Annotated in this window: 8 protein-coding genes; 5 read left to right on the top strand and 3 right to left on the bottom strand. The window is 59.8% G+C overall.

What is annotated here, in order from left to right; all coding sequences use genetic code 11:
• Window positions 1-35 precede the first annotated feature (35 nt).
• Window positions 36-1,403: a glycosyltransferase family 4 protein gene (locus tag ABF824_RS06800; protein WP_415487358.1), complete on the top strand. Its 1,368-nt coding sequence runs from the start codon at window positions 36-38 to the stop codon at window positions 1,401-1,403.
• A 15-nt stretch (window positions 1,404-1,418) separates the two neighbouring features.
• On the opposite strand, the gene ABF824_RS06795 is transcribed toward ABF824_RS06800, so the two are convergent.
• From ABF824_RS06795 to ABF824_RS06785, 3 genes are all read right to left on the bottom strand, one after another.
• The gene (locus ABF824_RS06795) at window positions 1,419-2,474 is read right to left on the bottom strand and encodes a WD40 repeat domain-containing protein (protein WP_415487356.1); all 1,056 of its coding nucleotides are present in this window, start codon (window positions 2,472-2,474) and stop codon (window positions 1,419-1,421) included.
• 35 nt (window positions 2,475-2,509) lie between these two features.
• Entirely contained in the window at window positions 2,510-3,493 is a 984-nt protein-coding gene (locus ABF824_RS06790; protein WP_415487354.1) for a CobW family GTP-binding protein, read from the bottom strand.
• Between the two features lie 99 nt (window positions 3,494-3,592).
• On the bottom strand, window positions 3,593-6,883 hold the full coding sequence (locus ABF824_RS06785) for an AsmA-like C-terminal region-containing protein (protein ID WP_415487352.1): 3,291 nt from the start codon (window positions 6,881-6,883) through the stop codon (window positions 3,593-3,595).
• 200 nt (window positions 6,884-7,083) lie between these two features.
• Here ABF824_RS06785 and ABF824_RS06780 point away from each other — a divergent pair, with 200 nt between their 5' ends.
• From ABF824_RS06780 to ABF824_RS06765, 4 genes are all read left to right on the top strand, one after another.
• Complete coding sequence (locus tag ABF824_RS06780) at window positions 7,084-10,080, top strand: bifunctional [glutamine synthetase] adenylyltransferase/[glutamine synthetase]-adenylyl-L-tyrosine phosphorylase (RefSeq protein ID WP_415487382.1); 2,997 nt, start codon at window positions 7,084-7,086, stop codon at window positions 10,078-10,080.
• Between the two features lie 64 nt (window positions 10,081-10,144).
• A complete protein-coding gene (gene bcp / locus ABF824_RS06775; RefSeq protein ID WP_415487350.1) occupies window positions 10,145-10,618 on the top strand; it encodes a thioredoxin-dependent thiol peroxidase in 474 nt (157 codons plus the stop codon).
• A 151-nt stretch (window positions 10,619-10,769) separates the two neighbouring features.
• Entirely contained in the window at window positions 10,770-11,150 is a 381-nt protein-coding gene (locus ABF824_RS06770; protein WP_415487348.1) for a hypothetical protein, read from the top strand.
• A 404-nt stretch (window positions 11,151-11,554) separates the two neighbouring features.
• Entirely contained in the window at window positions 11,555-13,012 is a 1,458-nt protein-coding gene (locus ABF824_RS06765) for a sugar porter family MFS transporter (protein WP_415487346.1), read from the top strand.
• The last annotated feature ends 133 nt before the right edge of the window (window positions 13,013-13,145 follow it).

The raw sequence follows: 13,145 nt of genomic DNA, 5'->3' as shown, positions 1-13,145 counted from the left end.
GATGCCGCCGATTATCTCGCCAACGGGTAACGATCTTGAAATTCCTTTTCGTTCACCAGAATTTTCCCGGACAGTTTCTGCACATCGTTCGTCACCTTGTGCGATCTGGCAGACACGAGATCGTTTTCATCAGCGAGAATAATGACAATGTCATTCCCGGCGTAAGGCGGGTGCTCTATCGCTCTCCGACGCCTGCACCGGAGGGAACCCACGCGGGCGCACGCGAGTTCGCGCTGGGGCTCAGTCGGGCGGACGCCGTGGCGCAGGCAGCGATGACGCTGAAGAATCTCGGCTTCGTGCCGGACATTATTATCGGCCATCACGGGTGGGGCGAACTGCTCAATCTGCAGGATGTTTTCCCAACCTCGCCTGTTCTTGGTTATTTCGAATTCTTTTATCATTCGAATGGACTGGATGTCGGTTTCGATCCTGAATTTCCAGCCATGCCCGAAATGTTGCCGCGTATTCGCGCCAAAAACGCGATCAATCTTCAGGCACTGAACAATCCTGGGTGGGGACAGACGCCGACGCTCTTTCAGCGCAATACCTATCCTTCCTGGGCTCTCGATAGAATTTCGGTGCTGCGTGAGGGCGTTAATCTTGATCTGTGCTGTCCGGACAAGAAGGCAGCCCGCCAGTCCCTGACAGTCAATGGCGTGACGATTTCACCAAAAGAACGGCTGGTGACATACGTATCGCGTGATCTGGAGCCGTATCGCGGCTTCCATGTTTTCATGCGCGCGCTCCCTCGTATCCTGAAGGAATGTCCACAGGCCCGTATCGTGATGGTTGGGGGGGATGGCGTCAGTTATGGCGCGCGTCTTGCCCACACGACATGGCGTCAGCACATGCTGTCGGAACTCGAAGGACAGTTGGACCTTGATCGGGTCCATTTCGTCGGCAAGGTTTCCTATGACGATTTCCGTGCGCTGCTGAAACGGTCTGACGCACACGTCTATCTCACCTATCCGTTCGTGGCCTCATGGTCGCTTCGGGAAGCCATGGCCATGGGCTGCGCCCTTGTCGGCAGCGACACCGATCCGGTGCGTGAATTCCTTGAAGACGGACGCACAGGCCTGCTGGTGCCGTTCATTGAGCCGGACAGGATTGCAGAAGGCGTTCTTACGCTGCTTGAGAATCGCAAGCTGGCGCAGTCGCTTCGGGAAGCCGCGCGTGCAGAGGCTGAACGCACGCTGTGCCTGAATGATTACCTTGCCCGTTATGAAGATCTGATCGAGCAGGTCAGCGGTATCGCTCCTTCGCAGATACCAGCGCCAAAAACGAAAAGCACTGTAAAGGCAACAGGGGCGAAAACCGCACGCTCAAAACCGCAGGCCAAGCCGACGGCCAGCAAGCCTGCGACGAGGGTGAAATCGCGTTCCGGCTCTCTCCAGAACGCGTAAGACATTCCCCGCCTCTTAGGGTGACGCGGCCAGATCGACCAGTCCGATGCGCCCCTCTTCCGTGCCATAGCCCAGTGTGCATCCGTCGGCGCTGAAGGCGAGAGCTGTCACCATGCCACCGCCTGCTGCGCAGACCGGCAGCACCCGTTCGCTGGTGTAATCGATCATCAGGATCGTCCCATCGGCGAAACCGGCCACCACGACATCCTGCTGCGGATGCGTCGCCACACGGGTGCAGAGCACGCCGGGAATGCCGGGCAGTTCCGCCGGAGGCTTGCCCATCGGTCCGCCGCCGAAGAAAGGCCACATCACGACGCAGTCCGCGCCGCTCGTGGCCAGCCATTTCCCATCGCGCGTGAAGGCGAGAGAAGCCACTTTCGTGGGATAACCGCTCATGCGCATGTTGTGGCCATCCGCCAGACGCCAGCCATGCAGATCGTTTTCCTGCATGGAGGTGATGAGCGCATCGCCACCGGGATGTATGGTGATTCCGATATGGCTGCCTTTCCATTCGTAGACTTTGGGTGAGCCGTCTTTCGACTGAACGAACCACATGGAAGCGCCATTGTAATGGGACGCGGCGATGCGCTTGCCTTTCGCATCGAAGACGATGCCCGTCACGGTGGAAGGATGTTCAAGCGTGCGGAGGGCGGTGGTTCCATCCGCGTCCCGCAGATGCACTTCCTTGCCAGCGGCAAAAGCGATCACGCCCTTTTTTCCGTTGTGCCAGCAGGCGACATGTTCAATCCAGCGACGGACTTTTACCAGTTCCTCACTCTGATCGACTGACACCCGTTTCAGGCGTCCGTCCTCACCGCCCGTGAGAAAACTTGCGCCCTCGATATCAGGGGAAAGGCTCAGGATCGGTCCATCATGAGGCTGAAGCGTTTTCCATGTGCCCACGTCGCGCAATGTTTCACGTGGAGCAATCAGCAGTTCTCCCTCAGCCGTCGCGAAGGCAAAGGCGAGATTGTCCTGTGAAGCGCAGCAGGCCGTGATGTGTCCTTCGAGCGTCTTTTCGACGCCCCGGCTTTCAACAATGCCGGTAAAACCTTCCGTGGCGCTCATCATGAATCCTTTCGTGTTCTTTTCTGGGAAAGGACCATTCAGGCCCGGCAGCTTTCAAAACCGCGACGGAGACGTGGGCGGTTGAGATTGCGTCCGATCAACACCAGCCGGGACTCTTTCTTCTCGCCATCTTTCCATGGACCGATGAAGTCGCCATCCGCCATCATGTGTACGGCCTGAAACGCATAACGGTCGTTATGACCGGCAAAGTTCAGGATTCCCTTCGAGCGCAGAATGTCACCGCCCTGTTCCTGCAACAGAGCGCTGATCCACGCATGGAAGCGCGCTTCATCAAGCGGCTCGCTCACCGGGAAAGACATGCTGGTGACGCCTTCTTCGTGAGAGTGCTCGGTGTTTTCAAGAAAGTCCGGCTCGTATTCAAGAGCGCGTTGCAGATCGAAGCCACCCTGATCGAGCACATCGGTCAGCGGCACATTGCCGCGCACGGCCTTGTGCAGACGGACAAACGGGTTGATCTGACGGATCTTCGCTTCGACAGCAGCGAGTTTCGCTTCATCGACCAGATCGGTCTTGTTGAGGATGATCACATCGGCGAAGGCGATCTGGTGAACGGCTTCGGGGCTTTCTTCCAGCGTTTCCAGCACGTTGTAAGCATCCACAACCGTGACGACCGCATCAAGGCGCGTCTTGTCGCGCACATCCTCATCGACGAAAAAGGTCTGCGCGACGGGTGCCGGGTCAGCCAGTCCGGTGGTCTCGACAATGATGCCATCGAATTTGGCGCGCCGTTTCATCAGGCTGCCGAGAATACGGATCAGATCGCCGCGCACCGTGCAGCAGATGCAGCCGTTGTTCATCTCGAACACTTCCTCGTCGGCATCCACCACGAGGTCGTTGTCCACACCGAGTTCACCGAACTCGTTGATGACGACAGCATATTTCCGGCCGTGTTCCGCCGTCAGGATGTGGTTGAGCAACGTGGTCTTGCCTGCGCCGAGAAATCCCGTCAGCACCGTCACCGGCACCAGATCCCGTGCTGCTGTGTCCTGTGTCCCTGACATGACCTTCCTCCTGTTCCTGCGGCGGCCTCTGTCTGGCCGTTTGTCTTCATTCGGTCGGACATATAGGCACGCTGTCCGCGCAGGGCAAAGAGGGGAGGCTCAGAACATGTTGCGCAGCAGGCCGGGCAGGAAGATGGTCAACGGGCTGACAGAGAAGTCCGGCTTGTCGATCTTGCCGTCGAGCTTGAACTTCACGGCCAGCAGGCCACCGCCTTTTTCCGGGGAAAACAGCTTGCCAAGCGCGGGGATTTTCCCGGGAATTTCGTTGATGGCGAAAACCGGCACGATGGTGCCGGAAAGGTCGAGCGTGCCGCGATCGAGATAGACGGGACCTTCGAGCGTGGCGCCGAGTGCTTCGTTGCCAGCGCGTCCGTCATGGATGTGCATCACGCCATCAGCAAATGTCACAGGCATCTCGAAGCGCGTGACATCGAAGCTGGTCGGGTCCTTCGCGTCCAGCCATCCATAGATCGACAGGCTGCGCGCCACGAGCAGTGCGCCTGGTGCGTGCTGGATGGTGAAAGGAGAGAGTTTCAGATGCCCTCTGAACGGTGATGTTTCCTGCGTGTCGTCGAAATGGCCTTCGAACACGGCATGACCGCCTGCCAGCATCTCCGTGATGGCAAGCTGACTCAGCAACGCGCCGAAGTTCGAGACATCGACGGTCATGCGCCGTCCGCCTGCCACCGGCACGATCTCGGCCGAGGCTATTGTCGGAGACACCATCGACAGCTTCATCCGGTCCACGCGCCGACCATTATGGTCGATGAAAGCCTTCACCCCACCGAGAACACGGTCGTGCTGATAGTAAAGCCTGTCTGCCGTCACATCGATCAGCCACGGCCGGCCGGGAGGCCCCTTCACGCGGCCACTGGCGGCTTCCGGGACATGCAGCTTGGTCGTTGGAGCCGCCTGCGTTGTCGATGCGGGTTTGTTGGGCGGCCCTTCGACCAGAGGGCTGAGATCAAGTGTCTGGGCGTTTACCTTGACCTCGACTGGCTGTGTCGTCCGGCGCGGCATGGTCAGAATGGCCGATCCGGTGGAGCGGGCGACCTGAAAGGCGGGGATGACCAGCTGCGGCGGTTTTCCCTGCACGAAGCGGGCGTTGCCGTTGACGTTGAGTTCCGGTCCCACCGCCCGGATATCCGTGGCCGCCACCACGTCTTTGCCATTGAGCAGAAGGTCGGCATGCACAGTCGTTGAGCGACCGACAGGCTTGCTCCAGAGCGGAATATGCACAGCGGCCTGCGCCAGATCCAGATCGAGCGCCAGTTTGTCGGACTGGCCCTTGATGGCGGCGTAATCCACCTTCAGCTCGCCGAGACCGGACATGTATTCCGCGACGGGAATGCCTGCCGCCGCCACGTTCTCAGGGGTGAGATGCAGGTTCGTCACGATATGATCGACGGCCTGTCCGGGTTTGGCGCGGTCGAACAGGATGTTGCCGCGCACGTTGGCGGGGATACCGCTGAACAGCCCTTTGCCCGTCAGATTCATGCCGTGCATGGTGACGTCCGCGTCCACCGTGCCGTTATCGACATTCCGGTTCATCGCCACGCCTGTAAGATGGACGCGTGTCAGATGCGCGTGCCCATCGAGCGTCATGTCATCCGTGGTCACTTTGGCAATAAGCGGCAGCGTCAGTGTGAAACGGACAAGGCCGCCTCCCTGCGGATGGGTGAATGGCAGCGGGTGACGCGAAAGAACGTGCAGTCGGGGCTCCGAGAGCAGGGCCACATGGTCGCGCAGGTCGCCATTCAGGCCGACAGTGACTGTGCCGGTCTGGTCCCTCTGATCCAGCCCGTTGATGATCATGCTGCCCGGCTGCACCGCCAGTCGGCCGCTGCCTTTCGTGCCGACGCTGCTGAGTGTGCGTGTCGTCGGCTGCCAGCCATGATCGAACGTGATGGTGAACGTGCTGAGGCTAGTGAAATCGAGATGCGCATCCAGTCCATGCAACGGCGCGATGGGACGTAGCCAGTGCACATCCAGTCCGCGCCCGTCGAGCCCGCCGCCAATCCCGATGACATCTGGAGAGCCATCTTTCGCGTTGGGCCCAATTTTCAGGTGCACATGCGTGTTTTCAAGGGTTCCGTCGGTAATGTTGCGTGTCACCCATCGACGCGCGCCTTTGGCTGCGAGGGCGGGCCAGTATTGCGCAAGGTCGGTGAACGGAAGAGTGGACAACGCCAGATCGACATTCCCTGTCATGACCTTGGCGTGTGACAGATCGGGCCAGTCGAAAGTACCAGATCCGGTGAGGGAAGGGGCGGGGGCGGACGTATCCGGAGCGACTGGCGGGTGTCGCAATTGCACGTTCAGCGCCTGCACATCCAGATGCGCAGGACGAATCTTCCCGTGGGAGGGTCCGAACGCCATGTGAAGCGTTGTGCTTCCGGAAGCCGGGTAGAGTGTCGAGCCTGCGGCGTCGATTTCGCCTTCACCCAGGCTGATCTTCATGACCCCGTCACGTGGCATGACATATTTCAGGCCATCGGATGCGCCGAGCGTGACATCGCCTGAAAGTGCGACCGGGGCGCGCACTGCCGCAAGACCGGGAACAAGGCCTGCCAGTTTGGCAGGCGTGAGCGGGTCGAGATCGACGTGCCAGAGAAGCGTATTGTCCGGCGCAACGGCTCCATGGGCCGCGAGGTGAAGCGTTACATCCCCATCGCGGGCGGTAACAGCCAGTGTTCCCGCAAGGCCGCGTTTTCTGGCCACTTTCACGGGTGTCAGATCGGTTTCGAGCGGATCGACCGTCCACACGCTATGCTGCTGGTCATCGGTCAGCGTGATGTGCGTCTGCGTGACGATCAGTCGGCGGAGATGTCTGACGTCAATATCCGGAAAGCCGCCTTTCTTGCCGGAAGGGGCGCCGGGAAGGTCCAGATCGACATCGCCCTGAGCATCCCGGCGGAGCGCCACGGAGGCACCCTTGATCTGCAGATTGGTGGGCGCGATGCGGCCCTGCAGGAGGGCCGGGCCGTCGAGGGCGATGGCGCCGGAGGCGATCCGGTCAGCAACCTGGTTGCTCGAATCGAGAACGGTGATGTCGGCGAGTTCCAGCAACACGGGAGAGCCGAGACCATCGCGCAGTCCGGTCCAGCGCAAGGAGGCATGGCCGATGTCCAGACGCCCCCGCGGCGGCTGACCGGGTGCGCCGCCGACAATTTTGACCGGCAGGGCGAGCCGCAGAAGAGGGGTGACGTTCACCGGGCCTGCCATCATGGCAAGCAGCACGCCGCCTGTTGCGACAAGCGGGACGCCGACGAGCGCCGTCGTGCCCCATGCCGCGATCTTCAGCAGGCGACGTCCAAAAGATTGATGCTGAGGCTTTTCCACTGTCGAACGATCTGCCTCGTCTTGACCGGACCCGTCTATCACAGCCACCCTGTCTGTCCGATCATTTCGTGAAGCCCATGTCCCGACGCCCTTCTTCTTCCCTGTCCCGATCCGGCCAGAACCTGTCGCCCTCAGAAAAGAGGACAATGCGTTCAAATGATGGCGCGATTCCGGCTGACGCCGTAACGGCTCTCCGTCCTTCCCTGTCCCGGCGCGAACGCCCGGGCAGTGCCGACTGGCCGGACGTCATGTGGCCGCCCGCAGCGGATTCCGCAGCCGCCGCGCGATTCCTCGAAGACCTGACGACGTGCTGGGAAGAACACGAACTGGACCCGGCAACGCTTGCCGTCCCCGGTGTGTCGGCCCTGCTGGCCTGCATTGGTGGCAACAGTCCTTATCTGAGCGACCTTGTTCTGCGCAACCCGGCGGATTTTGCATGCCTGCTTTCCGATGGCCCGGATGCCTTTGTTTCCGCAACGCTTTCGGAGATCGACGGTTTGTCGGCCGATATTGCCCGCGATACACTGGCTGCGGCCATGAGGCGGGCGAAAAACCGGATCGCTCTGGCCTGCGGGCTGGCGGATGTCGGCGGGGTATGGCCGCTGGAGACCGTCACGCAGAGCCTGTCCCGCCTGGCGGAAAGCACGCTGGATGCGGCTGTGCGCCATCTGCTCCGTTGCGCCTATGACGCAGGCCGTCTCTCCCTGAAAAACCCATCCTGTCCCACGCGGGGCAGCGGCTATGTTGTGCTGGCGATGGGGAAGCTCGGGGCGCGTGAACTGAATTTCTCGTCGGATATCGATCTGGTGGTGCTGTTCGACGCCAGTCTCCATTCCGACCCCGATGAGGCGCGGCAGATCTTCATCCGCATGACCGCCGATCTGGTCCGGTTGATGGAAGCGCGGGATGCGAACGGTTATGTGTTCCGCACCGACCTGCGTCTGCGCCCTGATCCGTCCGCGACACCGCTGGCCGTCTCCATGCCCGCCGCCATCGCCTATTACGAGAGCCTCGGCCAGACATGGGAGCGGGCTGCGATGACCAAGGCCCGTCCTGTCGCAGGCAATATCCGTCTGGGACGCGCCTTTCTCACAGCGATCCATCCCTTCGTCTGGCGTCGTCATCTCGATTTTGCGCTGATTGACGATATCCATGTGATGAAGCTGAAAATCGACCATCATCGCAAGCCGGGCCGTATGGGGCTGGCGAAGATGGCCGACAGCACGCTCACCGACCCGGAGGCCGGTGTGCATTGGCTGCTGGGGCACAATATCAAGCTGGGTGAAGGCGGGATCCGCGAGATCGAATTCGTGGCGCAGGCCATGCAGCTTGTCTGGGGTGGCCGCGCGCCAAGTCTGCGCAATCCCACCACGCTCGGGGCGCTGAAAATTCTGGCGCGCTCCGGTCATATGCCGCGTGAGGAAGCCGAAACACTGTCCCGCGCTTATCGCCTCCTGCGGGTGGTGGAGCACCGTGTGCAGATGCGTGACGATCGCCAGACGCATCAGTTGCCGGAGACAGTCGAACGGTTCGACGAACTGGGGATTTTCCTCGGCTATGGCAGCGGCGGTGACTTCGCGCTTGATCTCCTTCCGCAGATGCGGGCCGCCCGCCGGATTTTCGAGAAGCATTTCAGCACCCCGACCCGCGAGATGCGGCCGGAAGAAGCGCTTCTTGATCTGGATGCCGACGATCTGCCAGCACGGCTCGGTGAACTGGGATTTCCGCAGGACGACTGTGACGCCGCCGCGACGATCATTGCCCATTGGGCTGGCAACAGCCGTCGGGCGCTGCGTTCGGAACGGGCGCATGCGCTGCTGCGGGGGCTGATGTCCGATCTGCTCGCCAGTTTCATTGCCCGCCGCGATCCACTGGCCTGCGTGCGTCATTTCGACACGCTGCTGTCCCGGCAGCGTGCGGGCGTGCAGCTTCTCTCTCTTCTGGAGCGCAACCCGGCACTGATCGACCGTATTGCGGCGATTTTCGATGCATCCCCTTTTCTGGCGAACCATCTGGCGGACAGCTCTTCGGCGCTCGAAGGACTGTTGGAACTTCAGGAGGAAGAAGAGGAGGGGCTTCCTCCGGCTGCCACATTGGCTCCCGAACAGGTGCGTCTTCTGGCGGCCGAGAAGCCGGATCTGGAGCAGCTTGTCACCCGTCTACGGCCTGTCGTGCGGGCCGAGGAATTCAGGATTTCCGTTGCGCGCCTTGAGGGACGGCTGGACGAGGATACGGCGGCGGGCGAGCGGACTGCTGTGGCGGACGCGGTGATGGCGGCCGTGCTGGAAAATGTCTTCCGGACGCATCGGGCGCGTCATGGGTTTGTGGAAGGGGGCGGAATCGCCGTTCTCGCGCTTGGTAAAGCCGGATCGCGGGAAATGATGGCCGGGTCCGACCTCGACCTGATGATGGTGTTCGATCATCCTGAGACGGTGACGGAAAGCACGCCATTGCCGAAAGGCACAGGCCGGTCGCTCACCGTCTCGCAATATTATCTGCGGCTGGCTCACAGTTTCATTGGGGCTCTGACCGCGCCCGATTCGGAAGGGCCGCTCTATCCGGTGGACATGCGGCTGCGGCCTTCTGGCGCGGCTGGGCCGGTCGCCGTGTCTCTCGGTGCTTTCCGTCGGTATCATGCCGGAGAATCGTGGACATGGGAGCGTATGGCCCTCACGCGCGCCCGGCTTGTGGCTATGGCGGGTGAAACCGGCGTGCGGACGGCGCTGAAGAAAACATTGCTGGCCGATCTGGCGATGGCGCTGGAGGGGCAGCCGAATCTGAACCCGGGCGCGATCCTCGCGGACGCCGCCGCCATGCGTCAGCGACTCGCGCGTGATCTGCCGCCCTCCAGCCCATGGGACGTGAAGCGCCGTGCAGGCGGTCTGATGGAAGTGGAGTTCATCGCTCAGGCTCTCCAGCTTGTGGCGGGGACGGCGAAAGCCCGCTCTCCCGTCACCTCACGCGCTTTTGCACTGCTGGCGAAAGCAAGGCTGCTTTCTGCAGCCGATGCCCGGATTTTGATCGACGCCGACGAGCGCTGGCGGAGCCTGCAAAGCATTCTGCGGTTGCTGTGTGGTCCCACACCGCCTGTTGATCCGGCAAAAGAGCTGCCTGCCGCCACGCTTGATCTTCTGTGCCGCAGTATGGATGTGCCGGGCATTTCAGTGCTGAAGCACGAGATGGAATTGCTGTCGGAGACGGTGCGGGAGCTGTTCACGCAGCTGGTGGGGCCAGTGAACGACTGACGGCGGTGGCTCCTGAAGCACAAACAGGTTGTCGGCAGGAAATCTCTGAGGCAGGTTTGACGGTATGAGCGCAGATTCCATCAAGGTGGGCGACAAGGCCCCGGATTTTTCCCTCGAAGCCAGTCGGGGCCGCACAGTTTCCAGCAGGGAACTCGCAGGCAAGCCCTATCTGCTCTATTTCTATCCCAAGGCCGACACGCCGGGTTGCACCACGCAGGCCTGCGGTATTCAGGAAGCGCTGCCCGCTCTTTCGAAGCTGCATCTGACGATAATTGGCGTTAGCCCTGACCCCGTTTCGAAGATCGATAAATTCGCGGACAAATATGGTCTGGAGTTTCCGCTCGCGAGCGATCCCGATCATGTGCTTGCCGATCAGTATGGCACGTGGGTCGAGAAATCGATGTATGGGCGCACATATTTCGGCATGGAACGCAGTTCGTTCCTTGTTGGTGCCGATGGTTTGATCAAGGCGATCTGGCGGAAGGTCAAACCCGCCGAGCATGTTGCTCTGGTGGAAAAGGCCGCCGCCGAACTCTGAAAAGGGCGTGTGTGCATTACAGGCTTTTCATGTGATCTTCTGAAAACAGCAATGAAATTGCCCGTATTTCGCCATGAAGCAGGTGCCTTATCATCATCTGACCAACGGTTTCTGAGGCGCTTCCGGCGCTCTGGCTCCGGAGTATGATGATATGAACACATTCTTTCGTTCTCTTTTCGCTGTTCCCGTGGTGATGGGTCTCATGGCCAGCAGCGTTGCTCTCCCATCCGTTGCGCACGCGCAGCCTTGGGGTGGTGGACACGGTCGCTGGGCTGGCCCTATGCGTGGTCCCGGCGGCCCCGGCCCGGGCTGGCATCGTCATCGCGAATGGGGACGTGGCGCCGTTGTCGGCGGCGTTCTGGGCGGTCTGGCTCTCGGCACGGTAGCGGGAATGGCGATCGCAAACTCTGGCCCGCCAGTTGCTTACGGACCGCCGCCGCCACCTCCTCCGATGTATGTGGCGCCTGCGCCCTATGTCGTGGCCCCTGTTGCTCCGGCTTATGGTGGATACGGCGGTTATTCAGGCTGGTAAATTTCAACCACCTTCATGGTTTTTTAGCCCGAGACATCTGATGTCTCGGGCTTTTTTATGTGTTTTATTTTTATAGATGCTGATCTGGTTTTGGAGTTTCTTGAAAAAGTGATTCTTTCAAATGGTATTGAATTTTTCTGTTTATATATAAGAATTTTTATAGAGAAATTTTATTGTTCACAAAAATGTTGATCTATGATAACATTTTGTAATGTTTTGGTGAGATGTGCTTCGTACACATCGCCCGGCTGCTTTATGTGGCGTTGCCTGAAAAAAGGTGATGCGGAGCAATTAGCCGGAAAACCAAAGGCGGAGACCTGCGTTGCAGGGGAACCTTGGTTTGCATCCTGCATATGCAAAAACGTTTCCGTCCCATCTGATGTTATCATGGAGGTAAACTGACCTTGACGAATGCCAACGGTACAACAGCCACCGTGTCTTCAGCTGTGCAATCCGTTGAGATATCTCCGAACGCTGATCGGACCCTATGGATCGCAGCCGTCGTGGCCGCCGTATGCGGTGGCCTCTACGGATACGATACAGGTATTATCTCCGGCGCCCTGCTGCTTATTACGCGGGATTTTCATCTTTCAACCGTACAGCAGGAGTGGGTGGCCTCAGCTATTCTCGCTGGCGCGGCCATCGGCGCAATCGGCTTCGGCTGGTCGTCGGAAAAATTCGGACGCAGGGCGACCGTCATCTTCGTCACGATGGTGTTCGTGCTCGGCTCCCTGTTCTGTGCCTTCGCCCCTGACGTAAATCTTCTGATTGCAGCAAGATTTTTTCTTGGTCTGGCCGTCGGCGGATCGACGCAGGTCGTGCCGACCTACATCTCCGAGCTTGCGCCACATAAAAGGCGCGGCAACCTTGTGACGATGTTCAATGTGGCCATTGGTGTGGGCATCCTGCTTGCCAACGTCGCCGGTCTGTTGATGCGTGACGAGTGGGGTTGGCGCCCCATGGTCGCGGCAGCGGCGCTTCCGGCTGCCTTTGTCTGTGGCGCGATGTTCTTTCTGCCGAAAAGCCCGCGTTGGACGGCGCGCAACGAAGGTCTGGACGTTGCTGCCGAGCAGTTGGGTCGTGTGCGGTCTTCTCGTGAAGTGATCCGCAAGGAAGTTCGTGAAATCCACACGAACATGCAGAATATCGATGTGACGGAAGGAGGCTGGAAAGGCCTGATGCTCCCTTGGGTGCGTCCTGCCGTCATCGCTGCCCTTGGCGTTGCGTTCTTTACCCAGGCTGGTGGTCTGGAAATGATGATCTACTATACCCCGACATTCCTCACGGATGCCGGATTCAGCTCCAAATGGTCTCTCTGGGCCAGCCTTGGTGTTGCTATAGTTTACTGCATCATGACCCTGCTTGGTTGTCTGTTCGTTGATCGGATTGGTCGTCGACGTCTGATGCTGGTGATGGGGCCGGGTGCTGTTCTCAGTCTGGTTGGCCTCGGCATTTCCTTCGCCATGCATCCGGCTGCTGGAAGCATGGGGAGCTACGCCGTTCTGGCTTTTCTGCTTCTGTTCATGCTGTTCAATTCAGGTGGCATTCAGGTGGTGGGCTGGCTGACGGGTGCGGAGATGTTTCCGCTGCCGATGCGTGGTGCGGCTACCAGCGCCCATGCGGCCGTTCTGTGGGGCAGCAATCTCGTCGTGACCGCTACCACGTTGCAACTCGTGCAGTTTCTGACACTGGGTGGGACGATGTGGTTCTATGCAGGCGTGAATCTGGCCAGTGTGATCTTCGTTTGGCTGCTTGTGCCGGAAACGGCGGGCGCGACGTTAGAGAATATCGAGACGACGCTGCGCAAAGGAACATTCCGTCCCCAGATCGGGAAAAGCCCCCGGATTGTGGACAATGTCTGACGCCTGTTTTCAGAGATGACTGTTCTGAAGAAAGGGGAGCTTCAAGGCTCCCCTTTCTCGTTTGTAGTGCAAAAAGGCGACAGTCCCCCGGATTTCTTGCGATCCCGTTATTTTTATATTGTTTTGTTATAAC

The sequence above is a fragment of the Acetobacter sp. genome (assembly GCF_047721705.1).
In the GTDB taxonomy this organism is placed as follows: Bacteria; Pseudomonadota; Alphaproteobacteria; order Acetobacterales; family Acetobacteraceae; genus Acetobacter.
Note: the sequence above shows the minus strand (reverse complement) of the source record. Positions and strands in the feature narration are given on the sequence as shown.

Coding starts and splice junctions, on each gene's coding strand:
- bcp (WP_415487350.1), top strand. CDS start 10,145: ATGAGCGCAGATTCCATCAAGGTGGGCGACAAGGCCCCGGATTTTTCC.
- ABF824_RS06795 (WP_415487356.1), bottom strand. CDS start 2,474: ATGATGAGCGCCACGGAAGGTTTTACCGGCATTGTTGAAAGCCGGGGC.
- ABF824_RS06770 (WP_415487348.1), top strand. CDS start 10,770: ATGAACACATTCTTTCGTTCTCTTTTCGCTGTTCCCGTGGTGATGGGT.
- ABF824_RS06790 (WP_415487354.1), bottom strand. CDS start 3,493: ATGTCAGGGACACAGGACACAGCAGCACGGGATCTGGTGCCGGTGACG.
- ABF824_RS06780 (WP_415487382.1), top strand. CDS start 7,084: ATGTGGCCGCCCGCAGCGGATTCCGCAGCCGCCGCGCGATTCCTCGAA.